30 protein-coding genes are annotated in these 26,402 nt (G+C 60.3%); 16 read left to right on the forward strand and 14 right to left on the reverse strand.

Annotated features, from left to right (window positions below; translation table 11 throughout):
* Positions 1 to 427 precede the first annotated feature (427 nt).
* Positions 428 to 2,569, forward strand: a complete 2,142-nt coding sequence (locus BMZ46_RS07195; RefSeq protein WP_254778455.1) for an S-type pyocin domain-containing protein — start codon at positions 428 to 430, stop codon at positions 2,567 to 2,569.
* Entirely contained in the window at positions 2,566 to 2,826 is a 261-nt protein-coding gene (locus tag BMZ46_RS07200) for a hypothetical protein (RefSeq protein WP_074691774.1), read from the forward strand. The genes BMZ46_RS07195 and BMZ46_RS07200 overlap by 4 nt, the downstream gene beginning before the upstream one ends.
* A 44-nt stretch (positions 2,827 to 2,870) precedes the next feature.
* On the opposite strand, the gene BMZ46_RS07205 is transcribed toward BMZ46_RS07200, so the two are convergent.
* The 5 genes from BMZ46_RS07205 to BMZ46_RS07225 form a co-directional block, all read right to left on the reverse strand.
* Positions 2,871 to 3,782 carry an SDR family oxidoreductase gene (locus BMZ46_RS07205; protein WP_039769362.1) on the reverse strand — a complete coding sequence of 304 codons (912 nt, stop codon included), beginning with the start codon at positions 3,780 to 3,782 and terminating at the stop codon, positions 2,871 to 2,873.
* Between the two features lie 151 nt (positions 3,783 to 3,933).
* Positions 3,934 to 4,836: an alpha/beta fold hydrolase gene (locus tag BMZ46_RS07210; protein WP_039769361.1), complete on the reverse strand. Its 903-nt coding sequence runs from the start codon at positions 4,834 to 4,836 to the stop codon at positions 3,934 to 3,936.
* Positions 4,836 to 5,618, reverse strand: coding sequence for a class II aldolase/adducin family protein (locus BMZ46_RS07215; RefSeq protein WP_039769359.1), 783 nt, complete (start codon positions 5,616 to 5,618; stop codon positions 4,836 to 4,838). The genes BMZ46_RS07210 and BMZ46_RS07215 overlap by 1 nt, the downstream gene beginning before the upstream one ends.
* A gap of 132 nt (positions 5,619 to 5,750) precedes the next feature.
* Positions 5,751 to 6,437 (reverse strand): LrgB family protein, encoded by a 687-nt coding sequence (locus BMZ46_RS07220; RefSeq protein WP_039769357.1) that lies wholly within the window; start codon positions 6,435 to 6,437, stop codon positions 5,751 to 5,753.
* Positions 6,427 to 6,813, reverse strand: coding sequence for a CidA/LrgA family protein (locus BMZ46_RS07225; protein ID WP_074691777.1), 387 nt, complete (start codon positions 6,811 to 6,813; stop codon positions 6,427 to 6,429). Before BMZ46_RS07225 ends, BMZ46_RS07220 begins: the two co-directional genes overlap by 11 nt.
* 95 nt (positions 6,814 to 6,908) lie before the next feature.
* On the opposite strand from BMZ46_RS07225, the gene BMZ46_RS07230 reads away from it, so the two are divergent.
* On the forward strand, positions 6,909 to 7,796 hold the full coding sequence (locus BMZ46_RS07230) for a LysR family transcriptional regulator (protein ID WP_074691780.1): 888 nt from the start codon (positions 6,909 to 6,911) through the stop codon (positions 7,794 to 7,796).
* On the opposite strand, the gene BMZ46_RS07235 is transcribed toward BMZ46_RS07230, so the two are convergent.
* Positions 7,786 to 8,241, reverse strand: a complete 456-nt coding sequence (locus BMZ46_RS07235; protein WP_039769351.1) for a flavodoxin — start codon at positions 8,239 to 8,241, stop codon at positions 7,786 to 7,788. The genes BMZ46_RS07230 and BMZ46_RS07235 overlap by 11 nt on opposite strands.
* A 152-nt stretch (positions 8,242 to 8,393) precedes the next feature.
* Here BMZ46_RS07235 and BMZ46_RS07240 point away from each other — a divergent pair, with 152 nt between their 5' ends.
* Positions 8,394 to 8,870, forward strand: a complete 477-nt coding sequence (locus tag BMZ46_RS07240; RefSeq protein ID WP_039769349.1) for a PAS domain-containing protein — start codon at positions 8,394 to 8,396, stop codon at positions 8,868 to 8,870.
* Between the two features lie 54 nt (positions 8,871 to 8,924).
* A complete protein-coding gene (locus BMZ46_RS07245) occupies positions 8,925 to 9,530 on the forward strand; it encodes a hypothetical protein (protein WP_039769347.1) in 606 nt (201 codons plus the stop codon).
* A 3-nt stretch (positions 9,531 to 9,533) separates the two neighbouring features.
* Here the strand turns inward: BMZ46_RS07245 and BMZ46_RS07250 are convergent, their stop codons facing one another.
* Positions 9,534 to 10,493 carry a MerR family transcriptional regulator gene (locus tag BMZ46_RS07250; RefSeq protein WP_074691783.1) on the reverse strand — a complete coding sequence of 320 codons (960 nt, stop codon included), beginning with the start codon at positions 10,491 to 10,493 and terminating at the stop codon, positions 9,534 to 9,536.
* Between the two features lie 211 nt (positions 10,494 to 10,704).
* Here BMZ46_RS07250 and BMZ46_RS07255 point away from each other — a divergent pair, with 211 nt between their 5' ends.
* The 6 genes from BMZ46_RS07255 to BMZ46_RS07280 all read left to right on the forward strand — a co-directional run bounded on the left by BMZ46_RS07255 (position 10,705) and on the right by BMZ46_RS07280 (position 13,725).
* Positions 10,705 to 11,274: an antibiotic biosynthesis monooxygenase gene (locus BMZ46_RS07255; RefSeq protein ID WP_011332499.1), complete on the forward strand. Its 570-nt coding sequence runs from the start codon at positions 10,705 to 10,707 to the stop codon at positions 11,272 to 11,274.
* Between the two features lie 56 nt (positions 11,275 to 11,330).
* Positions 11,331 to 12,041, forward strand: coding sequence for a dihydromonapterin reductase (folM, locus tag BMZ46_RS07260; RefSeq protein ID WP_039769343.1), 711 nt, complete (start codon positions 11,331 to 11,333; stop codon positions 12,039 to 12,041).
* A 23-nt stretch (positions 12,042 to 12,064) separates the two neighbouring features.
* Complete coding sequence (folE, locus tag BMZ46_RS07265) at positions 12,065 to 12,625, forward strand: GTP cyclohydrolase I FolE (RefSeq protein WP_039769341.1); 561 nt, start codon at positions 12,065 to 12,067, stop codon at positions 12,623 to 12,625.
* Complete coding sequence (gene folX / locus BMZ46_RS07270) at positions 12,626 to 12,997, forward strand: dihydroneopterin triphosphate 2'-epimerase (RefSeq protein WP_007957207.1); 372 nt, start codon at positions 12,626 to 12,628, stop codon at positions 12,995 to 12,997.
* Between the two features lie 100 nt (positions 12,998 to 13,097).
* Positions 13,098 to 13,394, forward strand: a complete 297-nt coding sequence (locus BMZ46_RS07275) for a DUF1244 domain-containing protein (RefSeq protein WP_007957206.1) — start codon at positions 13,098 to 13,100, stop codon at positions 13,392 to 13,394.
* The gene (locus tag BMZ46_RS07280) at positions 13,387 to 13,725 is read left to right on the forward strand and encodes a HopJ type III effector protein (RefSeq protein ID WP_011332495.1); all 339 of its coding nucleotides are present in this window, start codon (positions 13,387 to 13,389) and stop codon (positions 13,723 to 13,725) included. Before BMZ46_RS07275 ends, BMZ46_RS07280 begins: the two co-directional genes overlap by 8 nt.
* Positions 13,726 to 13,906: 181 nt before the next feature.
* Here the strand turns inward: BMZ46_RS07280 and trxB are convergent, their stop codons facing one another.
* Positions 13,907 to 14,869 (reverse strand): thioredoxin-disulfide reductase, encoded by a 963-nt coding sequence (trxB, locus tag BMZ46_RS07285; RefSeq protein ID WP_039769336.1) that lies wholly within the window; start codon positions 14,867 to 14,869, stop codon positions 13,907 to 13,909.
* A 310-nt stretch (positions 14,870 to 15,179) separates the two neighbouring features.
* Between trxB and cysZ the strand changes: the two genes are divergently transcribed.
* Positions 15,180 to 15,932 carry a sulfate transporter CysZ gene (gene cysZ / locus BMZ46_RS07295; protein ID WP_074691786.1) on the forward strand — a complete coding sequence of 251 codons (753 nt, stop codon included), beginning with the start codon at positions 15,180 to 15,182 and terminating at the stop codon, positions 15,930 to 15,932.
* A 42-nt stretch (positions 15,933 to 15,974) separates the two neighbouring features.
* Positions 15,975 to 17,195: a glycosyltransferase family 4 protein gene (locus BMZ46_RS07300; RefSeq protein ID WP_074691789.1), complete on the forward strand. Its 1,221-nt coding sequence runs from the start codon at positions 15,975 to 15,977 to the stop codon at positions 17,193 to 17,195.
* Here BMZ46_RS07300 and BMZ46_RS07305 read toward each other — a convergent pair.
* The 3 genes from BMZ46_RS07305 to BMZ46_RS07315 form a co-directional block, all read right to left on the reverse strand.
* Positions 17,164 to 18,267: an NADH:flavin oxidoreductase gene (locus BMZ46_RS07305; protein ID WP_074691792.1), complete on the reverse strand. Its 1,104-nt coding sequence runs from the start codon at positions 18,265 to 18,267 to the stop codon at positions 17,164 to 17,166. The genes BMZ46_RS07300 and BMZ46_RS07305 overlap by 32 nt on opposite strands.
* A 157-nt stretch (positions 18,268 to 18,424) precedes the next feature.
* Complete coding sequence (locus tag BMZ46_RS07310; protein WP_007959082.1) at positions 18,425 to 18,907, reverse strand: glutathione peroxidase; 483 nt, start codon at positions 18,905 to 18,907, stop codon at positions 18,425 to 18,427.
* Between the two features lie 122 nt (positions 18,908 to 19,029).
* Positions 19,030 to 19,515: an FKBP-type peptidyl-prolyl cis-trans isomerase gene (locus BMZ46_RS07315; protein WP_011332490.1), complete on the reverse strand. Its 486-nt coding sequence runs from the start codon at positions 19,513 to 19,515 to the stop codon at positions 19,030 to 19,032.
* Here BMZ46_RS07315 and BMZ46_RS07320 point away from each other — a divergent pair.
* Genes BMZ46_RS07320 through BMZ46_RS07330 form a run of 3 tightly spaced genes read left to right on the forward strand, consistent with a single transcriptional unit; the run spans position 19,514 to position 22,892 of the window.
* Complete coding sequence (locus BMZ46_RS07320) at positions 19,514 to 19,822, forward strand: DUF3565 domain-containing protein (RefSeq protein WP_074691795.1); 309 nt, start codon at positions 19,514 to 19,516, stop codon at positions 19,820 to 19,822. The genes BMZ46_RS07315 and BMZ46_RS07320 overlap by 2 nt on opposite strands.
* 60 nt (positions 19,823 to 19,882) lie before the next feature.
* Positions 19,883 to 21,982, forward strand: a complete 2,100-nt coding sequence (pta, locus tag BMZ46_RS07325; RefSeq protein WP_074691798.1) for a phosphate acetyltransferase — start codon at positions 19,883 to 19,885, stop codon at positions 21,980 to 21,982.
* 4 nt (positions 21,983 to 21,986) lie between these two features.
* Positions 21,987 to 22,892 (forward strand): acyltransferase, encoded by a 906-nt coding sequence (locus BMZ46_RS07330; protein WP_074691801.1) that lies wholly within the window; start codon positions 21,987 to 21,989, stop codon positions 22,890 to 22,892.
* A 180-nt stretch (positions 22,893 to 23,072) separates the two neighbouring features.
* On the opposite strand, the gene cysN is transcribed toward BMZ46_RS07330, so the two are convergent.
* The 3 genes from cysN to cysD all read right to left on the reverse strand — a co-directional run bounded on the left by cysN (position 23,073) and on the right by cysD (position 26,388).
* Positions 23,073 to 24,971: a sulfate adenylyltransferase subunit CysN gene (cysN, locus tag BMZ46_RS07335; protein ID WP_039769320.1), complete on the reverse strand. Its 1,899-nt coding sequence runs from the start codon at positions 24,969 to 24,971 to the stop codon at positions 23,073 to 23,075.
* Between the two features lie 53 nt (positions 24,972 to 25,024).
* Positions 25,025 to 25,366, reverse strand: coding sequence for a four helix bundle protein (locus BMZ46_RS07340; protein WP_039769318.1), 342 nt, complete (start codon positions 25,364 to 25,366; stop codon positions 25,025 to 25,027).
* A 104-nt stretch (positions 25,367 to 25,470) separates the two neighbouring features.
* Positions 25,471 to 26,388 carry a sulfate adenylyltransferase subunit CysD gene (cysD, locus tag BMZ46_RS07345; RefSeq protein WP_007912374.1) on the reverse strand — a complete coding sequence of 306 codons (918 nt, stop codon included), beginning with the start codon at positions 26,386 to 26,388 and terminating at the stop codon, positions 25,471 to 25,473.
* Positions 26,389 to 26,402: the final 14 nt, after the last annotated feature.

Here is a 26,402-nt window from a genome sequence, read left to right on the forward strand (position 1 = left end):
TCGCTATTTTTCCCTGAGGCGCCAGCCCTTATTCTGTGCCGGCTTTCACCGCAGACCGCGAGAAAGCACGAAGTCCGCGACCGAGTCGTCGGCAACCGATTTCTGATGGCGCGAAGCGTTTTTCGATCCATCGCCCCGGTGTTCACTGACGTTGATTTGTAGCTCCTTGATCCAACGTCTTACCTTGGCCGCTGCGTTTGCAGCGGCCTTTTTTATGGGCGTTTAAAAAATGTGGATGGCGGATTGCAAAGATCCTCCGATTACCGCGTCAGACATTTCCTTGAGTCCCGAACGAATCCCTTCTGCATTAACAGCAACCCGCGAAAACCCTTTCCACACAACGCCCTGTTACTTACGGGCTTCTCGGATTTGATCACCGCCGTTGCGAGGTAACCTGAAACACCTCAACCATTCGCCGGTGACACGGATGTCATCGCCCCCCTGGGCATTTTTCGGGCGAATGAAAACGCACATTCAAAAGGACATGAATATGCCAAAACCTCCACCGTTAGAGCTGGACGCATTACATATCCGGGAGTTCGCCCCGGATGATTACGAGCCATTCAAAGAAACCAATGTGGGTTATTCCTACAGTGGCACATTCGGCCCTGCCGGTGCCAATTCGCAAACGCGTCAATTGATGCATGAAACACAACTTGCCGTTGAACAGGAATTCAACGCAAAAGCCGCCTCGATCCCACAATCCATCGAAGTGGAACTGGCGACCATCAGACTGGAAGGCCCGACGACCCCTCTGCCACCCGCGGCGGCATTGGCTCGCGAAGTGGGCGTCAGGAACACGCTGATTCAACGCAAGAGCGCAGAGTTTCAAAGACAGACCGCCATCGCCAACCGCTTTTATGGCAGCGATCCGCTGGGGAAAACCTTCAAGGATTACCTGGATCAGGCATCTGCCCTTCGACGAGCGCACGGCGCGGGGGTCAAGAGCAGAGCGTTATGGAGTGAATCGTTTCGGGCCGCCCACGAAGCCCGGCTGCTGGGCCAGACATTGGCGCTTCTCAACCAGCAACAGGTCGGCGTGCTCAACTGGCTGGCCACCGTGCAAGCACAGGATCAGGCGGCTGCGGCAGAGGCGCAGCGGCAGGCCGCGGAACGTGCCCGAATTGCGGCGGAGCAACAACGCCAGCGAGACATTGCCGAAGCAGCGCGCCGGGAGCAGGAGGAAATACGTGCACGAGAACAGGCTCGACTGGCCGCATTGGCGGAGAAACAACGTCGGGATGCCGAACAGGCTCGACTGGCGGCCGAGACCGCGCGCCTGAACGCTGAGGCTGAAGCTCGGGAGAAAGAGCGGGTGGCTGCGTTGAAGATCGCCCAGGCCGAGGCACAAGCCAAAGCTGAAACAGCGGCGCTGGCGCTTGCGGCAGAACAGGCTCGGTTACAGGAGGAAAGGAAGCATGTCTTCCCGGCTTCCGGAGCAATGGCCAGCAACGGCCCTGCCGTTTCTTTCGCTTCGACAGCGGTCAACCTCAGCCCGGCCAACTCGGCGGGAATACTCAATGCACTACGTACCGCAACAGCGACCCTGACAGCGACGGGCACGGCGCTGTTCGGCAGTCCGGTATTGATGGGGTTCGCGGCGCTGTTGATGCCTTCAAATCTGGGCAACGGCGAGCGTTTTTCCATGAGTGTTCCTTTCGCCGAGTTGTCGTCCGAGCCGGCAGAGACGCTCCGGGAAATCGCCGATCGACAGGGTACGCTGGAGATGCAAGCCGGGCTCGGCGTCAGGCGACTCGGTGCAGGTATGCAAGTGTTCGTCGCTACGAGCGATGACTTCCATATTCGCTCAAGTGTGCTGGTCCTGAATGCCGCCTACGATCTGCTCAACGACGTATACAAGGTCGCGCTATCGGACTCGCCCACCGACTACTTGACCTGGACACCCGCTATCTCGCCGGGTGACGCCTCGACCGCCTCGCCAATAGTGGATACCGATTCTCCCGCTTACTCCGGGGTATCCATCGTGCCGGTTGAAGGACGGCTGGATTTGAATCCGATACTGGTGGAAGGCTGGGATCGATTCATCATCGTGTTTCCGGCTGATTCGGGGATTGAACCGCTGTATGTGGTTTTCAGCAGTCCTTATGACGGAGGCGTCGAAGATGGCGAGCACAGCGGCCGCGCATTCAACCCCACAGAAAGTGGCGGCTCAATTCTTGATTTGGCATGGACACCTGTTACTGCAACATCAGAAGGAGCAACTGACGTGAAACTGCATATATCCAGATTTCCTGAATCGGCCGCCAATAAGGTAATGATTGACCGCCTGGAAAAAATCATCAGAGGAGAGCTTGAAATAACGGACACAGACAAGCGCTTCTACACTCACGAGTTGAGGGAGCTGGAAAGATTCAGAGCCTTGGGTTATGGCGATACCGAGCGGCCTGATCCAGACTCACCTGTTTGGAACAATGTGCACACAGCAACATTGGAAGACTTCAAACTGAAAGATGACGCTACTCTGCTCTACACACCTGAAGCGCTGGCAGCAGACGCAGAACAAGCAAAACGCGCTTACCAGCAGTTGCTGAAGGAGATGTGGAAATGAACACCGTAGAACAGATAATAAAAAACGAGTCTCTGGATGACATCGTTGCGGTATTCGCGCTGATCAAACCAAATCCGCATCTGGACAGGATGATCAGGCTCTACAACCGCGACATCCTTAAAGAGTATGGTGCGCTAGAAAGCGCATATTCGCGACTCTTCGCTGCCGGTGTATTGGCTATTGGGGAGCACGGTCTGGCGATCAAAGGCCCGAACTGGTCCCCTCCAAAGTTCATGACCGAAAACAGATACACCTGATCAGCAAATCAGCCACCAGGCTCCCGCCTGGTGGCCACTTCAAGCTACAACGAATACTTCTGCAAATTCCCCATCATCTCCTTCAGCGCCTCAATGTTGTCCTTCGGATGCGCCGCCCCTTCGAAATCACAGATCTGCTGCCAGTGCGCCGCGACATCTTCCGGGGAAAATCCGACGCGAGGATCGAACCCGGCACCAAGGCTGCGTTCCCAACGCACCTTGCCCATCCAGCCGCCGCCGACTTCGAACAGGCCCGAGGTTTCCTGGCACTGCTCGCTGGCCAGGTACACCACCAACGGGCTGACCAGCTCCGGCTTGAGTTGTTCGAACACTTGCGGCGGGATCAGGCCTTCAGTCATGCGCGTACCGCCGGTGGGGGCAATGGCGTTGACCAGGATGTTGTTCTTGCGACCTTCGATGGCCAGGGTGCGGGTCAGGCCGTAGAGACCGAGTTTGGCCATGCCGTAGTTGGACTGGCCGAAGTTGCCGTAGATGCCCGAAGTCGATGCGGTGAAAATCACTCGCCCATAGTTCTGCTCACGCATGTGTGGCCACGCGGCGCGGGTCACCTTGTAGGCGCCTTCGACGTGGACGCGGTAGACCAGATCCCAGTCGGCGTCTTCCATTTTGTGGAAGGATTTGTCACGCAGGATCCCGGCGTTGTTGACCACCACATCGACGCGGCCGAACACATCGAGCGCGTTCTGCACCAGTTTGTCGCCGTCGGTGACCGAGTCATGGTTGGCTTCGGCGATGCCGCCGGCCTCGCGGATTTCCGCCACCACGCGATCAGCGGCCGAAGCGTTGGCGCCTTCACCCTGGGTCGAGCCGCCGAGGTCGTTGACCAGCACTTTGGCGCCCTGTCTGGCGAACAGCAAAGCATGAGCGCGTCCCAGGCCACCACCGGCTCCGGTGACGATCACGACTTTATCTTCGAAACGCACAGAATCATTCATCGGGGCAACTCCAGCAGGCCTGAGGGACAAGTGTCCCCGAGTGTCAGGCACAGGGCGTGCGGTCACAACGAACAGGCTGAGGCTGAATGGTGCGCGATAAGGCTGGGGGATGATGAAACGTGCCGAGGCGTCAGGCGCCTCGGGCACCAAGTCAGGAGCACGCCACCTTGCGCGGCGGCAACACGAAGTGATCGCGAAATTCGAGGTAGTGCTTGAGCACCTGCACCGGCGCTTCGCTTTGCGGGTAATGGCCGATGCCTGGCAACAACACGGTGTCGGCGTCGGGGATCAGCTCGCGATAACGCTCGATCATGTGCGCCCCGGAGATCGGATCGACTTCGCCATCGATCACCCGCAGCGGCACCTCGCCGCGCTGCATCGCCGCGACCCAGCGGTTACGCTGGACCCGGCGCTCGGGAATGTAGTGAATCAGCTTGTGCATGACGCGTTGCCCGCGATTGCATTCGATCAGACTCCAGAAATCATCCATTTCGCTCTCGCTGGGCCGGGTGTCCGGGCCGAAAATCTGCTGGAAGCTCTTGACCAGCGCATCACGGGAGAAGGCCCGGCCGATCATCCAGCCCAATGGGCTGAGCAGCAGTTTTTGCGCCAGCAGCGGTCGATGGGTTTCCGGGAACAGACCACCGTTGAGAAACACGCAACTGGCGACCTCGATCAGATCTTCGTAATGCCGGGCCAGCAACTCCTGGGCAACACTGTCACCGTAGTCGTGGGCCAGAATGTGCACTGGTTGTTCGATCTGCAGATGCGCCAGCAAGGCCTGTTGCAGATCGGCCTGTTCCAGCAGGCTATAGGTGTGATTGAGCGGTTTGGCCGAGTCGCCGAAGCCGAGCATGTCGCAGGCAATCACCCGGTAGCGCTGGGACAGCGGCTGCCACAGGTAATGCCAGTCCCAACTGGCCGTCGGAAAGCCATGGATCAGCAGCAGCGGTTCGCCCTGCCCGGCCGTCCAGTAACGGATCGGCTGACCACGGAAGACAAACGTCTGGCCGCGTTTGCGCCAGACACTCAGAGGGATCTCGGCGAGAGGCATTAGAGTCTATACCCCGGGTCTTGTTTATCGAGTTTGCGCAGCAGCGCCGGCCAGGCCAGCGCGCCACCCATGCCTTGAGCACTTTTGGTGACGCCGGCAATCATCGCTTTGGCGCCTGCCAGAATCTGCGGTTCGATGGCGATCAGTTCGGCACCGCCGGTCTGCGCCATGACCTGGATGTCGCAGGCGCGCTGGAAGGTGAACATCATCAGGAACGTGTCGGCGATGGTGCCGCCGCAGGTCAGCAGACCGTGGTTGTGCAGCATCAGGAAATTGTTGTCACCGAGATCCGCCTGCAACCGCGCTTTCTCTTCATGGTTGAGCGCCACACCCTCGTAGGCGTGAAAGGCCAGGCTCGACAGCACGAACAACGATTGCTGGCTGATCGGCAACACGCCCTGCTTCTGCGCCGACACCGCAACACCGGAGGCGGTGTGGGTGTGCAGCACGCAGGCCACGTCGTGCCGCACTTCGTGCACGGCACTGTGGATGGTGTAGCCGGCGGGATTGATTTCGTAGGGGCTGTCCATGAGCTTGTTACCGGCCTGGTCGACCTTCACCAGACTGGACGCGGTGATCTCATGGAACATCAGGCCGAACGGGTTGATCAGGAAATCTTCGGTGCCGGGCACCTTGGCGGAAATGTGGGTGAAGATCAGATCGTCCCAGCCATGCAGCGCGACCAGACGATAACAGGCGGCCAGATCGACCCGGGTCTGCCATTCCGCGGCACTGACCTGATCTTTGACATTCACGGACGAAGGGACGGGGGCTACGCTCACTGTATGCACCTCTGCGTTCTTATTGTTTTTGCGTGTGTCAGCAGTCTAGTCAGCCCCGGACGGTCGCGTAGTTGCATTGGCAGCCAGCTTGATGACTGAACGAGTCAGCGACGCAAACAGCTTGGATCCATGTCAAAGCAACGACGCCAACAAAGGCGCGGCGAACAGATTGAGCAGCCCCGTCAGTACCATCACCAGCCCCGCCACCGAGCCCTCTTCACCACCCACTTCATGGGCGCGACTGACACCCGCGCCATGAGCCCCCACGGCAAACAACGCTCCACGAGCCAAGGCACTGCGCAACGGCAGCCACTTGAGCAGCACACCGCCGAGCATGGCGCCGATCACCCCCGTGAACATCACAAATACGGCCGTCAGTTCCGGTACACCACCCAGGTCCTGCGCCAGCGGCATGGCGAACGGTGTGGTGATCGAGCGCGGCACCAGCGACAGCGTCACCGAACTGTCCAGCGCCAGCGCTTTCGCCAGGCCGAACGAGGTGGCGATCGACGCAGCGCTGCCGGCCAGAATGCCCAGCAGCAACGCCGACCAATGCCGCACCAGCAGGCGTCGCTGTTGCCAGATCGGCACCGCAAACGCCACGGTGACCGGCCCGAGCACCAGCATCAGCCAATGGGTGTTGCTGGAGTACTCGGCGTAAGCGGTGTGCAGCGGCACGGCAAGCGCCAGCAGCAACGCAGGGACCAGAATCAGTGGGGACAGCACGTAGCGCCCGGTCCGGCGATACAGCCAGCGACTGAACAGATAAGCCAGCAAGGTGAACGCCAGCCAGAACATCGGCATCAGCTCAAGCTTCATGGGACCGCCTCAGGCGAACGGCCAGCTCCACGGTGAACGCGGTCACCAGCATCACCATCAGCGTACTGGCTGCGATCACCAACAAGATCCGCCAGCCGTCATCGCGCAACAATGCGCCGTAATCCAGCAGGCTCATCAGCGCCGGAATGAAGAACAGCAGCATCTCGGCCATCAACAAGCCTGCGCCCATTTGCAGCGCCGCCGGTTTGACCCAGCCGAACGCAAAACCCAGCAGCAACAGCGCCATGCCGATCACGCCGCCGGGAATCGGCCAGGCCAGCCACGCTGCGATCTGGCAGCCGAGCAGGTAAAGAGCAAGCAGCACGGCCAGTTCGGCCAGCAGGCGAGAGAGGTATTTGAGGGTCGAGGCTTTCATCGATGGGCTCCTTTCAGGTGGCTATCTTACGAACCCGGCTACCATCTCCGAAGCGAATTGTTAGACTCAAAGCCATTCCAATCTGGAATCATGCCATGGAATTCAAGCAACTCAGAAGTTTCGTCGAAGTCATGCATCAGGGCGGTTTCACTCAAGCTGCAAAAACCCTGCACATCAGTCAGTCCGCTGTGAGCAAGCAAATCGCCCAGCTCGAACAGAGCCTCGGCACGCCTTTGCTTGAACGACTCGGCTCGCAGATACGCCTGACCGCCGCCGGCAGCGTGGTGCTGCACCGGGCCGAAGGCATGCTGCGGTTGCGCGATGAATTGCTCAGCGAACTGGATGACCTCAGTCATCTCGCGCGCGGCGAGTTACGTCTCGGGTTGCCATTGCTGGGCAGCGATGCGTTGTTTGCCGGTCTGTTCGCCGAATACCGACGGCGCTACCCGAACATCAATGTGCAATTGCTTGAAGGCGGCAGCCGTAACATCGAACAGGCGGTGCTCAGCGGGGAGCTGGAGTTGGGTGGCAGTCTGCTGCCGAAGGATCCGCAATTCGACTTTCAGCCATTCTGCGATGAACCGCTGGATGCGCTGCTGCCTGTGGATCACCCACTGGCGGCAAAAGGTGAAATCGGTCTGGAGGAGCTGGCAGATACGCCGTTTCTTTTGTATCAGCGCAGTTTCGTGCTCAACGATCGTTTGCTCCAGGCGTGCCAGCAAATGGGCTTCACCCCGAGGGAAGGCGGACGCAGCGGGCAGGCGGATTTTCTCGCGGCGCTGGTCGCCGCCGGACAAGGTGTGGTGCTGCTGCCCAGCGTAGTGGCGCGGGGCCTGGTGCGGCCAGGCGTGGTGCGCCTGACCTTGAACGCGCCGGATTACTTGCGCTGGGACATCGCCTTCATCTGGCGCCGGGGCGCCTACCTGTCAAAGGCTGCACAGGCCTGGCTGGCGCTGCTGCGTGAGCGCGGGATCAGCCCTTGAGCGTGGCGATCAACTGTTCCAGCCAAGGCTCGGCGTCGGATTCCGGGGTAACGCTTTCGCTGGCGTCAATGCGCAGCATGTCCTGCACTTCGCGCACACCCAGCTCGCCGAACAATTCGCGCAATTGCTCGCCGCCGCCGCAGAAAGTGTCGCCGTAGCTGGCGTCGCCCAGTGCGATTACCCCGCCGGGCAAACCACGCCAGGCTGCCGGCAGTTGATCACGAATGGCCGAATACAACGGTTGCAGGTTGTCCGGCAGTTCGCCCATGCCGGTGGTCGAGGTCACGCCGAGCAAGGCTTCAGGGCCAAACGCCTGGAGATCGGCGAGGCTGGCGCGCGAGTTGTAGAAGGTTTCAAAACCGGCGGCGTTCAACAGGCTCTGAGCGTGGCGAGCGACTTCTTCGGCCGTGCCGTACACCGAGCCGGAGAGGATGGCGACTTTCATCAATCTGATCCTGAAACTGAAAAAAGAGCGGCGATAGTAACAGCCAGCGACGCCATGATGCGATTGGCTCTCGATAAGGGCTGCCGGCCAGTAGACAGCGCTGGACGATCTTCTAGAATGCCAGCCACTGACAACCTTGAAAGGATTCAAAGATGATCAATGCCAGCCTGCTGCAAATGGTGATCAACGCGTCGAACGACGGGATTGTGGTAGCAGAAAAAGAAGGCGATCAGGACAACATTCTGATCTACGTGAATCCGGCTTTCGAAAAACTGACCGGCTACACCAGCGAAGAAATTCTCTATCAGGACTGCCGTTTCCTGCAGGCCGGGGATCGCGACCAGGCCAGTCTGGAACTGATTCGCGATGTTTTGAAAAACGGTGGCTCATGCCGGGAAATCCTGCGCAATTACCGCAAGGACGGCACTCCCTTCTGGAACGAACTGTCTCTTTCGACGGTAAAAAATGCCGACGACGGGCAGACCTACTTTGTCGGCGTACAAAAGGACGTTACGGTTCAGGTCAAGGCGCAGCAGCGGGTGGCGCAACTGGAAGCCCAGGTTGCGGCACTGGAAGCAGAAATTGCTGCCTTGAAAGCGACGAACGGCGTAAACAAAACAGCGAACTAATTGTCATTAACTACAATCACCAATGACTTTGTAATTATTCATTTCGAGTTAGCCATGCAGCGTGACGCCCTCCTGACCCAGGATGAGCTGGATTTCATCCAGACCATGCAACACAACCCGCAACTCAATGTGCGGGATGCGACGTCGAGCCTGCTGGTCAACGGTGGTTCGCAGATCCGTGATCTGCTCACGCGCCTGGCGGCCCATGAGCAAGTCACCATCCAGGCCAACTTCGAAAATCAGCAGATGACCTTCCCGCTGCATCTGGTGGAAGACGAGTTCCACGCCCTGCATCTGCGTCTTGGGGTGCCGAGCATCTATGAAGACGGGCCGATGGTGCGTCCATGGCGCCTGACCCTGGAAGAGCCGGTGGCACTGGAAAATGCCAAGGGCCAGCCGGGCACTCTGTGGGTTCACGAGGTTTCGCACAAGGGTGTGCTGCTGGAAGTGCGCAACAAGACCAAGCCGCCGAAGCATTTTGCGTTGTGGTTCAGCCCGTCGGGCTATGAGCGGATTGCCCTGCGCGGGACCTTCGAGCGGGAAACCGAAAGCGGCTTTTATGCTTACGAGCTAAGCCAGAGCGATGCCGACGAAACCGAGCGCCTGCGCCAGTTCATCCTGCAACAGCATCGTCTGACCCACCCTGCCCTGCACACCTGATTCTCAGGTATCCAGCGTCCCCGCCAGAAACTGATTCATGCGCTGGCGCATGGTCGATCCTTCATTGCCCAGACAGCCGACCGATGATCCCGCCAGGCTGTCCTGCGCCAGGTCGGCAGCATCCCCCGCCAGCATCAACTGACAATCAAGACTCAACGCCAGACGATTCAGCCGACGCGGCAACTCGGGTGCCGGGGCGTGATTGGAAAACAGCACCAGCGCCTCGGGCTTGATCTTCTCGCACACCAGCGTCAGCTCATCGAACGGTTGACCGGTGGTTAGCACACGAACCCCCGCGTCATTGCCGCTGAGAAACAGCGCTGCCACCAACAACTCAAGCTCGCGGCACTGACCGGCCAGCGCGCTGACGATCACCTTGCGCGGCTGCGTGCCCCGCAGCACGACGATGCGCTGCAGCACCTTCGCCCGTAGAAAACCATCGAAGAACAGCCACTCACTGGTTTGTCCGAACGCATCCTGACGCTGCAGCATTTGCAGCCACAGCGGCATCAGGATGTCCTGAAACACCACGGGCAGAGCATAGGAGGAGAAAATCTGACCGTAGACGCGATCAAGCAACTGATCGTCGAACGAACTGACTGCCTGCCGGACCTGTTCCTGCCACTGGAGATAGTCCGCCTGCACCAGATCATCGGGAATGAAGTGGGCCAGCACTTTCATTGGCTCGGTCTTGGCCAGGATCTTGCCGACCTTGCTAACCGAAACGCCCCGATCGATCCAGTCGACGATGCTGCGAACGCGCTCGATATCGGTCATCGAATACAGACGATGCCCACTTTCGGTGCGTGTCGGCTGGATCAAACCATAGCGGCGCTCCCACGCGCGCAGCGTGACCGGGTTCACGCCGGTCAGACGCGCCACCTCGCGGATCGGGAACAACTCCTCGCGCTCCAGCGCAACAGGCGCCTGCAAAGCAGGGCGAACGTCTGTGATCACAGGCATTGGTGCGGACACGTCCTTGTTGGCAAAGTTGGATCCATTCTACTCCTGATGCCCTATGAGGGTTCAAGCAATCAAATGGGACGAAAGTCTCTGGTTCGACACGAAAATGAGGAATAATCCTTGCTTGTCAAAAAACGCAGCCCTCTACCCCGGCGCTGCGTCAGGCGAAACTCCTACCCGGAGCGACGCACCTGCAATACGGAGATACACAATGTCTACTTCCCCCGTGACGCTGATGGTAGCGCGTCGTGTCGCCAATGGTCGTTATCAGGACCTGATCGCCTGGTTGCGAGAAGGCGAACAACTGGCCACCGACTTCCCCGGTTATCTCGGCTCCGGCGTACTGGCACCGCCTCCCGGCGACGACGAATTCCAGATCATTTTCCGCTTCGTCGACGAACAGACCCTGCACGCCTGGGAACACTCGGCATCGCGCACTGCATGGCTGGCCCGTGGCAGCGATCTGTTTGCCCACCCGACGGAACATCGGGTCAGCGGGATCGAAGGCTGGTTCGGTGCTGCCGGTCATCGCCCGCCGCGCTGGAAACAGGCCGTGGCGATCTGGCTGGCGTTCTTCCCGGTGTCGCTGCTGTTCAACTTCGTGCTGGGCCCGCTGCTCGCTGAAATGAGCCTGTTGCCGAGAGTCTTCATCAGCACGCTGTGCCTGACCCCGTTGATGGTCTATTTCTTCATTCCGCTGTCGACCCGCCTGCTGGCCGGCTGGCTCAACCCGGCGCCTGCACGCCCGCTGCCTGCCGCCCCCTCCACACAAAATCGCTGAAGCCGTCGCTCGCGTCGCTGTTATAGTTTTTGCTCTGACTTCGACGCGAGCCGTACATGACTTCCTCCACAGCTCCCTTCCTCATCACCGGCGCCGGCCAGCGGGTTGGCCTGCATTGTGCGCAGCGTCTGCTGGAAGACGGCCATCGGGTGATCTTTACCTACCGCAGCGAACGACCGGGGGTGAAGACGTTGCGGGATCTGGGCGCCCTCGGGTTGCATGCGGATTTTTCCAGTGAAGCTTCGATCCTCGCGTTCATCACCGAACTGAAGACTCACACCGACAGCCTGCGCGCCATCGTGCACAACGCCTCGGAGTGGCTGGCGGAAACCGACGACGGCGAAGCCGAAGCCTTCAGCCGCATGTTCAACATTCATATGCTGGCGCCCTACCTGATCAACCTGCATTGCGCCGAACTGCTGCAACGTTCGAGCCCTGCCGACATCATCCACATCAGCGATGACGTCACGCGCAAGGGCAGCAGCAAACACATCGGCTATTGCGCCAGCAAGGCCGGACTCGACAGTCTCACGTTGTCCTTCGCTGCGCGCTACGCGCCGTCAATCAAGGTCAACGGCATCGCGCCAGCCCTGCTATTGTTCAATCCCGACGACGACGCGGCGTACCGCGCCAAGGCGCTGGCCAAGTCCGCGCTGGGCATCGAACCCGGCAGCGAAGTGATTTATCAGAGCCTGCGTTATCTGCTCGACAATCCGTATGTCACCGGCACGACCCTGACCGTCAACGGCGGGCGGCACGTCAAGTAAAACGCCCCCCGCGAGGATGCTCCATGACCCGTTCCCTGCCCGAGAATTACCGCGAGATCCTGATCGGCCTCGGTGAAAACCCTGACCGCGAAGGACTGCTCGACACACCGGTGCGGGCGGCCAAGGCCATGCAGTATCTGTGTCACGGCTACGAACAGAGCGTTGAAGAGATCGTCAATGGCGCGTTGTTTGCCTCCGACACCGACGAAATGATTATCGTCGCCGACATCGAGCTCTATTCGTTGTGCGAACATCACCTGTTGCCCTTCATCGGCAAGGCCCATGTGGCTTATATTCCGACGGGCAAGGTGCTGGGGCTGTCGAAGATCGCACGGCTGGTGGACATGTTCGCCCGCCGCCTGCAGATTCAGGAAAACCTCACCCGCCAGATCGCCGAAGCGGTCCGGCAAGTCACCGATGCCGCCGGTGTCGCGGTGGTCATCGAAGCCCGGCACATGTGCATGATGATGCGCGGTGTCGAGAAACAGAATTCGACCATGAACACCTCGGTCATGCTCGGCGCCTTCCGCGAGTCGAGCAACACCCGCCAGGAGTTCCTGCAATTGATTGGACGGAGCAAGTAAATGCCACAACTTCAACCGGGAATGGCGCGCATCCGGGTCAAGGATCTGCGCCTGCGCACCTTTATCGGGATCAACGAGGACGAAATCCTCAACAAGCAGGATGTGCTGATCAACCTGACCATCCTGTATGCCGCGCAGGAAGCGGTGCGTGACAACGACATCGACCACGCGCTGAACTACCGCACCATCACCAAGGCGATCATCGCCCACGTGGAAGGCAACCGCTTCGCGCTGCTCGAACGCCTGACCCAAGAGCTGCTGGATCTGGTGATGGCCAACGAGTCGGTGCTGTATGCCGAGGTTGAAGTCGACAAGCCGCATGCCTTGCGTTTTGCCGAGTCGGTGTCGATCACCCTCGCCGCCAGCCGCTAAGCTTCAAGCCTCGAGCTTCAAGCGGTAAGCTAGGGGCACCCACCATCCAGAATCTTGCAGCTTGGAGCTTGCCGCTCTCAGCTGTCTCGAAGAGACTTCCATGACCGAACAACAACGCCTCGAACTCGAAGCCGCCGCCTTCCGCCGGCTGGTCGCCCACCTGGACAGCCGCAAGGACGTGCAGAACATTGACCTGATGAACCTCGCCGGGTTCTGCCGCAACTGCCTGTCCAAGTGGTACAAGGCCGAGGCCGACGAGCGCCGGATCGAGGTCAGCCTCGACGATGCCCGTGAAGTGGTTTACGGCATGCCGTACGCCGACTGGAAAGCCCAATATCAGCAAGAAGCCAGCGCCGAACAGCAAGCGGCGTTTGCCAAAGGAAAACCCAATGAGTGATCTGAACACCCTGCGCGCCAGCCTCAAGAGCGGCGAACACGTTTTTGCCGACACCCTGTCCTTCATCGCCGCCGGTTACGACTACCAGCCGCAGGCGTTCAACAACGGTGGCGTGGAAAACGCCGCCGGGCAGAACGAAGGTTCGTGCAAGACCCTGGGTCTGGCGTTGCTGGAAGGCTTGAGCGATGAAGAAGCACTGCTGGCGTTCGGCGAGCACTACCGCTCGGTCGTGGCAACACCTGAAGGCAGCGATCACGGCAATATCCGTGCGCTGATCCAGCACGGTCTGGCGGGCGTGAAATTCGAAGCGCAACCGCTGACCCGCCGCTGATTCCGAGCGAATCGCAGGCATGAAAAAACCGGCCAGTTGGCCGGTTTTTTTCGTCAGATCGTTCCCACGCTCAGCGTGGGAATGCAGCCGGGGACGCTCCGCGTCCCAAGGACGCAGAGCGTCCAGATGAGGCATTCCCACGCAGAGCCTGGGAACGATCATTGTCGTGTTGTCTGCGTTCTTAGAACGAAGCGTTCTGCAGACCGTCCAGGTAACGCTCGGTGTCCAGTGCCGCCATACAGCCAGCGCCGGCCGAGGTGATGGCCTGACGGTAAACGTGGTCGGCCACGTCGCCGGCAGCGAAGATGCCTTCGACGCTGGTCGCGGTGGCGTTGCCTTCACGGCCGCCCTGAACGACGAGGTAACCGTCCTTCAGCTCCAGCTGACCTTCGAACAGCGAGGTGTTCGGGGTGTGGCCGATCGCGATGAACACGCCGTCGACCTTGATTTCGTCGAAGCTGCCGTCGTTGTTCTTCAGACGTGCACCGGTCACGCCCATGTTGTCGCCCAGCACTTCGTCCAGGGTCGCGTTCAGTTTCAGCTCGATCTTGCCTTCGGCCACACGGGCGTTGAGCTTGTCGATCAGGATCTTCTCGGCGCGGAAGGTTTCGCGACGGTGGATCAGGGTGACCTTGCTGGCGATGTTGGCCAGGTACAGGGCTTCTTCGACAGCGGTGTTGCCGCCGCCGACCACGGCCACCGGCTTGTTGCGATAGAAGAAACCGTCGCAGGTCGCACAGGCCGAAACGCCTTTGCCCATGAACGCTTCTTCCGACGGCAGGCCCAGGTAACGAGCGCTGGCGCCGGTAGCAATGATCAGCGCGTCGCAGGTGTAGGTGCCGCTGTCGCCGGTCAGGCTGTATGGCTTGGAAGCGAAGTCCACAGCATTGATGTGATCGAAGACGATCTCGGTTTCAAAACGCTCGGCGTGCTCACGCATGCGCTCCATCAGCACCGGGCCGGTCAGACCATGGACGTCGCCCGGCCAGTTGTCGACTTCGGTGGTGGTGGTCAGTTGACCGCCGGCCTGCATGCCGGTGATCAGCAGCGGCTTGAGGTTGGCGCGGGCAGCGTAGACGGCAGCGCTGTAACCGGCAGGGCCGGAACCGAGGATGATCACTCGCGAATGACGGACTTCAGACATGAACCTGCTCCTGTTGACCGGCCAAGACACCTGGCCGGACGCCGGATTGCCGGCGGGAATAAAAAAGGACTGTGGATAACCTTGGGGAAGGCGTGAGCTCGACAGTCCTGTAAAAAGTTGGGTGCAGCGTATCGAGGGGGGCAAGATTAAGGAAATACGGTTTAACAATCCAGCTCATAGGTGGTCTCTATGCCGACACACTGACGAGATGGACGTCTTTGTTACAGTGAGTGTCGATCCCGCTGCCGCGCTTTCACAGGTTCTGCAAAGTCGGTAAGGTCGGCGCGTTTTCCCTTGCTCGGAGCACCCTATGCCCGCCCCTGTTCTGTCCGGCCCGCAATACCTGCGCGAGGGCCTCAAACTGGTATTGAGCCCGGGCCTGCGCCTGTTCGTGCTGCTGCCGCTGGCCATCAACCTGGTGCTGTTCGTCGGATTGATCTATCTGGCCGGTCACCAATTCAGCCTGTGGGTCGACACGCTGATGCCGTCGCTGCCCGAATGGCTGAGCTTTCTCAGTTACATCCTGTGGCCGCTGTTCGTGGTGCTGGTGGCGTTGATGGTGTTCTTCACCTTCACCATGCTGGCCAACGTGATCGCCGCCCCATTCAACGGTTTCCTCGCGGAAAAGGTTGAAGTGGTGGTACGCGGTACCGACGACTTTCCGGCCTTCAGCTGGGGTGAACTGATCGCGATGATCCCGCGTACCCTGGCCCGGGAAATGCGCAAACTCGGTTACTTCCTGCCCCGGGCGATCGGCCTGTTCATCCTCTCGTTCATCCCGGTGGTGAACATCGTCGCCGCACCGCTGTGGCTGCTGTTCGGGGTGTGGATGATGGCAATCCAGTACATAGACTACCCGGCGGACAACCACAAGCTCGGCTGGAACGAGATGCTCGCCTGGCTGCGGCAGAAACGCTGGCAGAGCATGAGCTTCGGCGCAATCGTCTATCTGGTGTTGCTGATTCCGGTGGTCAACATCCTGATGATGCCGGCCGCCGTGGCTGGCGCGACACTGTTCTGGGTGCGCGAGCGCGGGGCCGAGAATCTGGTGACGCAACGCTGAGGCCGCGTCACAAATCCATCATCCGAACGTCACAACCGCGACATGGCCTCAGCCGACACTGAGGTCATGACGACAGCTCTACATATCACCCTCATCAGCGAAACTTTCCCACCGGAAATCAACGGCGTGGCCAATACCCTTGGCCGCTTGTGCGACGGCTTGCGCGCACGCGGGCATCGGGTGGAACTGGTGCGACCGCGTCAGGCCGACGATCCGCAGCGAAGTGAAGATGACTCGCTGCTGCTGTGCCGAGGCTGGCCGTTGCCGGGTTATCCGGGGCTGCAATGGGGGCAGTCGTCGATGCACAAGTTGCTGCGGCGCTGGACGCGCCAGCGCCCGGACGTGCTCTATATCGCCACCGAAGGCCCGCTCGGGTTGTCGGCATTGCGCGCGGCACGGCGTCTGGGGATTGCCGTGGTCAGCGGCTTTCATACCAATTTCCAGCAGTACACCCACCAATATGGGCTGGGTTTGCTGACGCGCTTGCTCACCCACTATCTGCGCTGGTTTCACAATCGTTCGGCCCTGACCCTGGTGCCGAGCGTCAGCCAGCGCCTGGAACTGGAGCGCCGGCACTTCGAGCGCCTGGCGCTGCTGTCGCGAGGTGTCGACAGTCAGTTGTTTCACCCGGCCAAGCGCCTGAATGCCTTGCGTGAGCAATGGGGTCTTGGCGAGCAGGACATTGCGGTCATTCACGTAGGACGCCTGGCACCAGAGAAGAATCTGGGCCTGCTCAAGCGCAGTTTCGAAAAGCTCGCCGGCACTTATCCACAACGCAATCTGAAGCTGATCGTGGTCGGCGACGGGCCGCAACGAATGGCACTGGAAAATGAACTGCCCGAGGCAATTTTCTGCGGCTCGCAACGGGGCGAAGCGCTGGCGGCGCACTATGCATCAGGGGATGTGTTTTTGTTTCCGAGCCTGACCGAAACCTTCGGCAACGTCGTGCTGGAAGCGCTGGCCTCGGGCCTCGGGGTGGTGGCTTACGATCAGGCTGCGGCGGCCCAGCATATTCGCCATGGCTACAACGGCGTGCTGGCGATGCCCGGGGATGAAGAGGCGTTCTGCGAGGCAGCGGCGTGGCTGCTGGAAGAGGATGAACGGTTGCGCTGCGTACGCCTGAACGCACGCCAACACGCCAGCCGCCAGGGTTGGGCGGCTATCGTCGAACAGTTTGAAAACCATTTGTTGGGGGCTTGCCGCGACCTGCGCGACAAGCCTCCCACAACGATCAAACCAGCGTCATCAACGCCTCACGGCTGAACGGCAGAATGTCCTGCTCGCGGCCTTCGCGCACTTTCAGCGCCCAGTCCGGATCCACCAGCAGCGCACGCCCCACTGCCACCAGATCGAACTCGTCGTTGTTCAGACGCTCCAGCAGTTTTTCCAGACTGGCCGGTTGCGCGACCTTGTCGGTGTTGACCATGAACTGCAGGAACTCGCCGTCGAGGCCGACGCTGCCGACGGTGATGGTCGGTTTGCCGGTCAGCTTGCGTGTCCAGCCAGCCAGGTTCAGGTCGGAACCGTCGAATTCCGGCTCCCAGAAACGGCGCGTCGAGCAGTGGAAAATGTCCACGCCGGCGTCGGACAACGGCTTGAGGAACTCGCCCAGCGCTTCGGCGGTTTGCACCAGACGCGCGGTGTAGTCCTGCTGTTTCCACTGCGAGAAGCGGAAGATGATCGGGAAGCCTTCGCCCACCGCCTCACGTACGGCCTGAATCAGCTCGATGGCGAAACGCGAACGGTTGGCCAGGCTGCCACCGTATTCGTCGGTGCGCTGGTTGCTGCCCTCCCAGAAGAACTGGTCGATCAGGTAACCGTGGGCGCCGTGGATTTCCACGCCGTCCATGCCGATGCTCTGGGCATCTTTCGCCGCTTGGGCGAAGGCGGCGATCACGTCCTGAATGTCCTGTTTGGTCATGCCGTGTACGACGACCTGACCGTCCTTGAGTTTTTCCGACGGGCCATAACCCGGCACGCTCGCGTCCGGCTCGGTGCCCAGACGGCGCACATTGCCGACGTGCCACAGTTGCGGAACGATTTTGCCGCCTTCGGCGTGTACCGCTTCCACGACTTTTTTCCAACCGGCCAGCGCGGCTTCACCGTAGAAGTGCGGCACGTTCGGGTAACCGTTGGAAGCCTGATGGCCGACGGTAGTGCCTTCGGTGATGATCAGACCGACGCCGGCCGCCGCGCGGCGACGGTAGTACTCGATCACTTTGGAGTTCGGGACGCCGCCCGGGGAAAACGAACGGGTCATCGGCGCCATGACCACGCGGGTCGGCAGTTCGAGGGCACCGAGCTGGAACGGTTTGAACAGGGCTTGCACGGGCATGGGAGGCTCCACGAAAAATTGATCGACGGGCATGCGATTCATATGACGGCGATAATATGCGGAGTTCCAACCGTGCGATAGCACTATTGATCTGAATGATTAAGGGTCAAAAGGCAGGCGAAAAAAATCGCAGCTCGAGGGCTGCGATTTTTCTGTTTCAGCTCAGGGCTTTTTCAATCGCCGTAATCACCGAAGGATCATCCGGCGCCGTGCGCGGCGAGAACCGGGCCAGTACCCGACCGTCCTTGCCGAGCAGGAATTTCTCGAAATTCCAGGTGATGTCACCGGGAAACTCCGCGCCCTCGCCCGCCAGCAGACGGTACAACTGATGACGGTCGTGACCGTTGACTTCGAGCTTTTTCGACAACGGAAAACTCACGCCATAGTTGAGGCTGCAGAATTCCTGGATCTCCTGCTCACTGCCCGGCTCCTGACCGGCAAACTGGTTGCACGGCAGGCCCAGCACACTGAAGCCTTTGCCTTTGTATTGCTGATAAAGGTTTTCCAGCGCCGCGTACTGTGGGGTCAAGCCGCATTTGGAGGCGACGTTGACCACCAGCACGACTTGGCCCTTGAAGGGTGCCAGCGGTAGCTCCTGACCATCCAGGGCTGTCAACTTAAGGTCGTGAAAAGCACTCATGACGAACTCCAGATTCCCGTTTTCTACTCGAAACAGCCACTTGGCGAGGCCACCAAGGACAGCCGCGGACTAAAAAGGCGCCCTCGGGCGCCTCTCCAGTACTCGAAGCTTAGCGCAGAAAATCAGTGGTGATGGCCACCTTCGCCATGGACGTGACCATGAGCGATTTCTTCCTGGCTGGCGTCACGGATGGCAACGACCTTCACTTTGAAGTTCAGGCGCTGACCGGCCAGCGGGTGGTTGCCGTCGACAGTCACGTCGTCGCCGTCCAGGTCACGGATGGTGACGATCTGCATCTGGCCGTCCGGCGCCGAAGCGTGGAACTGCATGCCGACTTCCAGCTCGTCAACGCCTTCGAACATGCTGCGGCTCAGGGTGCTGACCAGTTCAGCGGCGTATTCGCCGTAGGCATCTTCCGGCTCGACGGAAACTTCCAGATCGTTGCCGACTTCTTTACCTTCCAGGGCCTTTTCCAGGCCCGGGATGATGTTGCCTGCGCCATGCAGGTAGACCAGCGGAGCGCCGCCGGCGGAGCTGTCGATGACCTCACCAGCGTCGTTGGTCAGGGTATAGTCGATGGAGACAGCCTTATTGGCGGCGATCAGCATGGGGCGAGACCTTTTGCATAAGAATGAAGAACGGACAAGTCTAAACAAGGATTTGCCCGAAAGCGAACAGAACCCGGACAGACGGGACGGATTGACGCCCGTGACCGTCACCGGATTCCATCAGGACGAAGACGGCCACTGGGTCGCCGAGCTGTCCTGCGGCCACACCCAGCACCTGCGCCACCAGCCGCCGTGGCAGTCGAGAGCATGGGTGCTGAACGCCGCGCAACGTATTGAAAAAATAGGCCAACCCTTTGCTTGCGGTTGGTGCGCACAAGGCTCGGTTAGCGATAACCTTGGCGACTGAATTGCGGCAGATCGGCACACAGAGACGATCGCCATTGCCATGCACCCTTAGAGAATCCGCATGCAAACTTTTTTTATCGCGCCCACCGACTTTGGTGTGGGTCTGACCTCCATCAGCCTCGGGCTGGTGCGTACGCTGGAACGGGCCGGGCTGAAAGTCGGCTTCTTCAAACCGATCGCCCAGCCGCATCCGGGCGACACCGGCCCTGAGCGCTCCACCGAGCTGGTGGCCCGCACCCACGGCCTGAAACCGCCGCAGCCACTGGGCCTGGCCCACGTCGAGCGGATGCTCGGCGACGGCCAGCTCGACGAGTTGCTTGAAGAAATCATCACTCTCTACCAGCAGGCCGCCATCGGCAAAGACGTACTGGTCGTCGAAGGCATGGTGCCGACCCGCAGCGCCAGCTACGCCGCGCGGGTCAACCTGCACCTGGCCAAGAGCCTGGATGCCGAGGTGATTCTGGTCTCGGCCCCGGAAAACGAAGTGCTGACCGAGCTGTCCGGCCGCGTCGAGTTGCAGGCGCAGTTGTTCGGTGGGCCGAAAGACCCGAAAGTCCTCGGCGTGATCCTCAACAAGGTCAAGACCGACGAAAGCATGGACGCCTTCGCCGCGCGTCTGAAAGAGCATTCGCCATTGCTGCGCACGGGGGATTTCCGTCTGCTCGGCTGCATTCCGTTCCAGCCTGAACTCAACGCCCCGCGCACCCGCGACGTCGCCGACCTGATGGGCGCCCAGGTGCTCAACGCCGGCGACTACGAAACCCGGCGCATGACCAAGACCATCATTTGCGCGCGCACCATGCGCAACACCGTGGATCTGCTCAAGCCCGGCGTGCTGGTGGTGACCCCCGGCGATCGCGACGACATCATCCTCGCGGTCAGCCTCGCGGCCATCAACGGTGTGCCGCTGGCCGGCCTGCTGCTGACCAGCGACACCCTGCCCGACCCACGCATCATGGACTTGTGCCGTGGTGCTTTGCAGGCCGGTTTGCCGGTGTTGTCGGTGAGCACCGGCTCCTACGACACGGCCAACCTGCTCAACGGCCTGAACAAGGAAATCCCCGTCGATGACCGCGAACGTGCGGAGATCATCACCGATTTCGTCGCCAGCCATCTGGATGCCAACTGGCTGCACCAGCGCTGCGGCACGCCACGGGAAATGCGCCTGTCGCCAGCGGTGTTCCGTTATCAGTTGATTCAACGTGCCCAGGCGGCCAACAAACGCATCGTCCTGCCCGAAGGCAGCGAACCGCTCACCGTGCAGGCGGCGGCGATCTGTCAGGAGCGCGGGATTGCCCGTTGCGTGCTGCTGGCCAAACCGGCGGACGTCGAAGCCGTCGCCCGGGCCCAGGGCATCGTGTTGCCGCCGGGGCTGGAAATTCTCGATCCGGACCTGATCCGTGAGCGCTACGTCGAACCGATGGTCGCCCTGCGCAAGAGCAAAAGCCTCAACGCGCCGATGGCCGAGCAGCAATTGGAAGACACCGTGGTGATCGGCACCATGATGCTGGCGCTGGATGAAGTCGACGGGCTGGTTTCCGGCGTCATCAACACCACCGCCAACACCATCCGCCCGGCCTTGCAGTTGATCAAGACGGCGCCGGGCTGCACGCTGGTGTCGTCGGTGTTCTTCATGCTGTTTCCCGAGGAAGTACTGGTCTACGGCGACTGCGTGATGAACCCGCACCCGAGCGCCAGCGAACTGGCGGAGATCGCCCTGCAAAGCGCCGACTCGGCCGCCGCCTTCGGCATCACCCCGCGCGTGGCGATGATCAGCTACTCCAGCGGCGAATCCGCCACCGGCGAAGAAGTCGAGAAAGTCCGCGAAGCCACCCTGCTCGCCCACGAACAACAGCACTCGCTGCTGATCGACGGGCCGTTGCAGTACGACGCCGCCGCCAACGAAACCGTGGCCCGGCAACTGGCGCCGAACAGCCAGGTGGCCGGTCGCGCCACGGTGTTCGTGTTCCCCGACCTGAACACCGGCAACACCACCCACAAAGCCGTGCAGCGCAGCGCCGATTGCGTGAGCCTCGGCCCGATGCTGCAAGGCCTGCGCAAACCGGTGAACGATCTGCCGCGCGGCGCGCAGGTCGATGACATCGTCTACACCATCGCCCTGACCGCGATTCAGGCTGCCAACCGACCTCTGGATATCTGACCCGATGCTGGCTTTTCTCCCTGCCCCCCTGCGCGGCGTGATCGCCGCGCTGCTGCTGGCGCTGAACACGATCCTGCTGTGCTCGTTCCTGTTTCTCGTGGCGCTGATCAAAGTGCTGCCGTTCGACCTCGCACGCCGCACCTCGCGCTGGCTGATGAGCCACACCCACGAGGCCTGGATCAGCAACAACAAAGGCTGGATGAACCTGGTCCGCCGCACCCGCTGGCACCTCAGCGGCCTGCAAGGCCTGGACTACCAGCACTCGTACCTGATCACCAGCAACCACCAGAGCTGGGTCGACATCCTGGTGCTGCAATACGTGCTCAACCGGCGCATCCAGCCGTTGAAGTTCTTTCTCAAGCAGGAACTGATCTGGGTCCCGGTCATCGGCCTGGCGTGGTGGACACTGGGCTTCCCGTTCATGAAGCGCTATTCAAAAGCCTATCTGCAGAAGCACCCGGAAAAGAAAGGCAAAGACCTCGAAACCACCCGCAAGACCTGCGCGAAATTCCGCGACAATCCGGTAGGCATCTTCAACTTCGTCGAGGGCACACGCTTTACCGAAGGCAAGCATGCGCAGCAGCAATCACCGTTCAAATACCTGCTCAAGCCCAAGGCCGGCGGCATCGCATTCGTGCTGGATGCGATGGGCGAACAGCTGGAATCGATCGTCAACGTCACCATCCACTACCCGGGCGGACGCCCTGGCTTCTGGGATCTGTTGTGCGGCAACGTCCGAGACGTAGTGGTGCACTTCGAAGAACTGAAAATCCCACCGCAGTTCATCGGCAAAAACTACGACCAGGACGGCGAATACCGCCTGCAATTCCAAGGCTGGATCAACCAGCTGTGGCAAGACAAGGATGCGTTGCTCGAACAGATGCACCGCGAGTATCCGGATCGCCGCTAATCGATCGTTCGCACCTTGAGGCACTGATCGTTCCCACGCTCTGCGTGGGAATCGCTCTGCGTCCCTGTCGAAGCGGACGCGGAGCGTCCAATGAGGCATTCCCACGCAGAGCGTGGGAACGATCTATAAAAAACCCGCAGACAATCGCTTGTCTGCGGGTTTTCTTTTTGCAGCGAACGCTTAAATCGCGCCACGCTTGCGCAGCAGATCCAGCACCTGCTTGACGCTTTCATCCAGCGACAGCGACTGGGTGTCGATCACCAGATCAGCATCCAGCGGCACGTCATACGGGAAGGATTCGCCCGGAATGTTGTCGCCACCCGCAGCATACAGACCTTGCGGATCACGCTCGGCGCAAACAGTCGGCGACGCCTGAACATAAACCGTCAGCAGACGATCCTTGCCAATCAGATCCTTCGCCTGCTCACGACCTTCAGCACTCGGCGCCACAAACGCCGCAAGCGTCAGCAGACCCGCTTCGTTGAACTGACGCGCCACATGCGCGGCACGACGCCAGTTCTCGGTGCGACCGGCGCGATCCTGCGGCAGACCCTTGTTGAGATCGTGACGCAGGTTCTGGCCATCCAGCACAAACACCGCACGCCCCAGATCGAACAGCTTGCGCTCGACCGCGTATGCCAAGGTGCTCTTGCCAGCACCGGACAGGCCGCTGAACAGCACGGTAGCCGGTTGCTGACCGAAACGCTGAGCGCGTTCTTCGGTCGCTACATGGGCCAGTTTGCCGTGATGCGTAGCCGTACCGTGGGTCACCGGCTGGGCGACGATCATGCCGGCGCCGACGGTGCCGTTGGTCAAACGGTCGATGACGATGAACGCGCCGGTGGTGCGGTTGCTGTCGTAACCGTCGAGGGCGATCGGCGCGTCGAGCGCGATCTTCACCTTGCCGATTTCGTTGAGCTGCAACGCGCTCGCCGGGCCCTCTTCGAGGGTGTTGACGTCGACCTTGTTGACGATGCTGGCGATGGAGCCCGGCACGTAACTGGTGGCGCGCTTGATGTCGTATTTCTTGCCCGGCAGCATCGGCTCTTCAGCCATCCATACCAGCATCGCTTCGAAGCTGTCGGTCACTGGCGGAACGTTGTCGGCGTGTACCAGCAGGTCGCCACGGGAGATGTCGATCTCGTCTTCCATGGTCAGCGTCACGGCCTGGCCAGGGCCGGCGTGTTCCAGTTCACCTTCGAAAGTGACGATGGATTTCACGCGGCTGCTCTTGCCTGACGGCAGCACCACGACCTCGTCGCCCTTCTTGACGATGCCGCTGGCCAGGGTGCCGGCGAAACCGCGGAAGTTCAGGTTCGGACGGTTGACGTACTGCACCGGGAAACGCAGATCGGTGAAGTTGCGGTCGCCCGCCACTTCCACGGTCTCGAGGATTTCCATCAGCGACTGGCCGGTGTACCACGGCGAGCGCTCGGACTTGTTCACCACGTTGTCGCCCTTCAGAGCGGACATCGGCACGAAGTGCATGCTGGTCGGCTTCATCTTCAAGCCTTCGGCGAACTTCAGGTAGTCGGCCTTGATCGACTCGAACACGCCCTGATCGAAGCCCTTGAGGTCCATCTTGTTGATGGCAACAACGATGTGCTTGATGCCCAGCAGGGATGCGATAAAGCTGTGGCGGCGGGTCTGGGTCTGCACGCCGTAACGGGCGTCGACCAGGATGATCGCCAGGTCACAGGTGGACGCACCGGTGGCCATGTTGCGGGTGTACTGCTCATGGCCGGGGGTGTCGGCGATGATGAATTTGCGCTTGGCGGTGGAGAAATAGCGGTAGGCGACATCGATGGTGATGCCCTGCTCGCGCTCGGCCTGCAGGCCGTCGACCAGCAATGCCAGGTCGATGTCGTCACCGGTGGTGCCGACTTTCTTCGAGTCGCGGGTGATGGCTTCGAGGTGATCTTCGTAGATCATCTTCGAGTCGTGCAGCAGGCGCCCGATCAGGGTGCTCTTGCCGTCATCGACGTTACCGCAGGTCAAAAAGCGCAGCAGCTCTTTACGTTCGTGCTGGCCCAGGTAGGCGAGGATGTCCTCGCTGATCAAATCAGATGCGTGGCTCATTGCATTCAAGCTCCGAGCTGTAAGCTTCAAGCGGCAAGCTTGTCGGCGTACAGCTAGTCAGAAATTTTGTTAATCAACCCGCCCAGCATTCGAGAAAGCTCGCGAGTTTCCATAATCCAGTTTTCAGCCAGCGGGTCTGCGATATATGCAATGTCTCGAGCAATAAGGACCTGGGTTCGCAACTCCCCACAAGAGCCTTTCGCAACCCAAAGAAAATGAATTTTTTCTCTGGTACTACGACGCTCCATGCCCTCGGCGATATTGGAAGGCACTGAAAGTGCTGAGCGGGTGATTTGGTCCTTGAATCCAAAATCCCCACATCGTGCGAACTCTCTGTAGATCCCCACTGCCAGACACTTGCTTCGCTGCCAAACAACCAGCTTCTCGAAATCCATTACGAGCCATCCGATTCCGGCTCACAGCAACCGTCTGCAAGCACCAAACTGCAAAGTTACGCATACCGCCTTTAACTTGCAGCTTGCGGCTTGTAACTCGAAGCTTAAAAGTACCCCTGACGTTTCTTGTCTTCCATCGAGCCTGCGCCATCGTGGTCGATGACCCGGCCCTGGCGCTCGGAAGTTCGCGTCAGGAGCATTTCCTGAATGATGTCCGTCAGGCTTTCGGCCTCGGACTCCACCGCGCCCGTCAACGGGTAGCAGCCAAGGGTACGGAAACGCACTTTCTTTTTGACGATGCGCGCCTTGTCCTCATCGGACAGGTGCTCGAGGATGCGCTCGTCGTCGATCATGATCAGCGTGCCGTTCTTTTCGATCACTTCGCGTTCGGCGGCGAAGTACAAAGGTACGATCGGGATGCCTTCGAGGTAGATGTACTGCCAGATGTCCAGCTCGGTCCAGTTCGACAGCGGGAACACACGAATGGATTCGCCCTTGTTGACCTTGCCGTTGTAGACGTTCCACAGCTCGGGACGCTGGTTCTTCGGGTCCCAGCGGTGTTTGCTGTCACGGAACGAGTAGACGCGCTCCTTGGCGCGGGACTTCTCTTCATCGCGACGGGCACCGCCGAAAGCGGCGTCGAAACCATGCTTGTCGAGTGCCTGCTTCAGGCCCTCGGTCTTCATGATGTCGGTGTGCTTGGCGCTGCCGTGGGTGAACGGGTTGATGTTCTGCGCCACGCCATCGGGGTTGATGTGAGTGATGAGGTCCAGGCCAAGCTCTTCGACCATCTTGTCGCGGAACTTGTACATTTCCTGGAATTTCCAGCGGGTGTCGACGTGCATCACCGGAAACGGCAGTTTGCCCGGGAAGAACGCCTTGCGTGCCAGATGCAGCATCACGGCGGAGTCTTTACCGATGGAGTACAGCATCACCGGGTTGTCGAACTCGGCGGCCACCTCGCGGATGATGTGGATGCTTTCCGCCTCCAGCTGTTTCAGATGCGTCAGTTTGTCGACCATGGCTACTCACGAAA

The sequence above is a fragment of the Pseudomonas sp. NFIX49 genome (assembly GCF_900115915.1).
Taxonomy (GTDB): domain Bacteria; phylum Pseudomonadota; class Gammaproteobacteria; order Pseudomonadales; family Pseudomonadaceae; genus Aquipseudomonas; species Aquipseudomonas pharyngis.

Excerpts from the sequence above, each read along its gene's own strand:
- BMZ46_RS07195 (WP_254778455.1), top strand. The coding sequence starts at position 428 with ATGTCATCGCCCCCCTGGGCATTTTTCGGGCGAATGAAAACGCACATT.
- BMZ46_RS07200 (WP_074691774.1), top strand. The coding sequence starts at position 2,566 with ATGAACACCGTAGAACAGATAATAAAAAACGAGTCTCTGGATGACATC.
- BMZ46_RS07205 (WP_039769362.1), bottom strand. The coding sequence starts at position 3,782 with ATGAATGATTCTGTGCGTTTCGAAGATAAAGTCGTGATCGTCACCGGA.
- BMZ46_RS07210 (WP_039769361.1), bottom strand. The coding sequence starts at position 4,836 with ATGCCTCTCGCCGAGATCCCTCTGAGTGTCTGGCGCAAACGCGGCCAG.
- BMZ46_RS07220 (WP_039769357.1), bottom strand. The coding sequence starts at position 6,437 with ATGAAGCTTGAGCTGATGCCGATGTTCTGGCTGGCGTTCACCTTGCTG.
- BMZ46_RS07225 (WP_074691777.1), bottom strand. The coding sequence starts at position 6,813 with ATGAAAGCCTCGACCCTCAAATACCTCTCTCGCCTGCTGGCCGAACTG.
- BMZ46_RS07230 (WP_074691780.1), top strand. The coding sequence starts at position 6,909 with ATGGAATTCAAGCAACTCAGAAGTTTCGTCGAAGTCATGCATCAGGGC.
- BMZ46_RS07235 (WP_039769351.1), bottom strand. The coding sequence starts at position 8,241 with ATGAAAGTCGCCATCCTCTCCGGCTCGGTGTACGGCACGGCCGAAGAA.
- BMZ46_RS07240 (WP_039769349.1), top strand. The coding sequence starts at position 8,394 with ATGATCAATGCCAGCCTGCTGCAAATGGTGATCAACGCGTCGAACGAC.
- BMZ46_RS07245 (WP_039769347.1), top strand. The coding sequence starts at position 8,925 with ATGCAGCGTGACGCCCTCCTGACCCAGGATGAGCTGGATTTCATCCAG.
- BMZ46_RS07250 (WP_074691783.1), bottom strand. The coding sequence starts at position 10,493 with ATGCCTGTGATCACAGACGTTCGCCCTGCTTTGCAGGCGCCTGTTGCG.
- BMZ46_RS07255 (WP_011332499.1), top strand. The coding sequence starts at position 10,705 with ATGTCTACTTCCCCCGTGACGCTGATGGTAGCGCGTCGTGTCGCCAAT.
- folM (WP_039769343.1), top strand. The coding sequence starts at position 11,331 with ATGACTTCCTCCACAGCTCCCTTCCTCATCACCGGCGCCGGCCAGCGG.
- folE (WP_039769341.1), top strand. The coding sequence starts at position 12,065 with ATGACCCGTTCCCTGCCCGAGAATTACCGCGAGATCCTGATCGGCCTC.
- folX (WP_007957207.1), top strand. The coding sequence starts at position 12,626 with ATGCCACAACTTCAACCGGGAATGGCGCGCATCCGGGTCAAGGATCTG.
- BMZ46_RS07275 (WP_007957206.1), top strand. The coding sequence starts at position 13,098 with ATGACCGAACAACAACGCCTCGAACTCGAAGCCGCCGCCTTCCGCCGG.
- BMZ46_RS07280 (WP_011332495.1), top strand. The coding sequence starts at position 13,387 with ATGAGTGATCTGAACACCCTGCGCGCCAGCCTCAAGAGCGGCGAACAC.
- trxB (WP_039769336.1), bottom strand. The coding sequence starts at position 14,869 with ATGTCTGAAGTCCGTCATTCGCGAGTGATCATCCTCGGTTCCGGCCCT.
- cysZ (WP_074691786.1), top strand. The coding sequence starts at position 15,180 with ATGCCCGCCCCTGTTCTGTCCGGCCCGCAATACCTGCGCGAGGGCCTC.
- BMZ46_RS07300 (WP_074691789.1), top strand. The coding sequence starts at position 15,975 with ATGGCCTCAGCCGACACTGAGGTCATGACGACAGCTCTACATATCACC.
- BMZ46_RS07305 (WP_074691792.1), bottom strand. The coding sequence starts at position 18,267 with ATGCCCGTGCAAGCCCTGTTCAAACCGTTCCAGCTCGGTGCCCTCGAA.
- BMZ46_RS07310 (WP_007959082.1), bottom strand. The coding sequence starts at position 18,907 with ATGAGTGCTTTTCACGACCTTAAGTTGACAGCCCTGGATGGTCAGGAG.
- BMZ46_RS07320 (WP_074691795.1), top strand. The coding sequence starts at position 19,514 with ATGGGGCGAGACCTTTTGCATAAGAATGAAGAACGGACAAGTCTAAAC.
- BMZ46_RS07315 (WP_011332490.1), bottom strand. The coding sequence starts at position 19,515 with ATGCTGATCGCCGCCAATAAGGCTGTCTCCATCGACTATACCCTGACC.
- pta (WP_074691798.1), top strand. The coding sequence starts at position 19,883 with ATGCAAACTTTTTTTATCGCGCCCACCGACTTTGGTGTGGGTCTGACC.
- BMZ46_RS07330 (WP_074691801.1), top strand. The coding sequence starts at position 21,987 with ATGCTGGCTTTTCTCCCTGCCCCCCTGCGCGGCGTGATCGCCGCGCTG.
- cysN (WP_039769320.1), bottom strand. The coding sequence starts at position 24,971 with ATGAGCCACGCATCTGATTTGATCAGCGAGGACATCCTCGCCTACCTG.
- BMZ46_RS07340 (WP_039769318.1), bottom strand. The coding sequence starts at position 25,366 with ATGGATTTCGAGAAGCTGGTTGTTTGGCAGCGAAGCAAGTGTCTGGCA.
- cysD (WP_007912374.1), bottom strand. The coding sequence starts at position 26,388 with ATGGTCGACAAACTGACGCATCTGAAACAGCTGGAGGCGGAAAGCATC.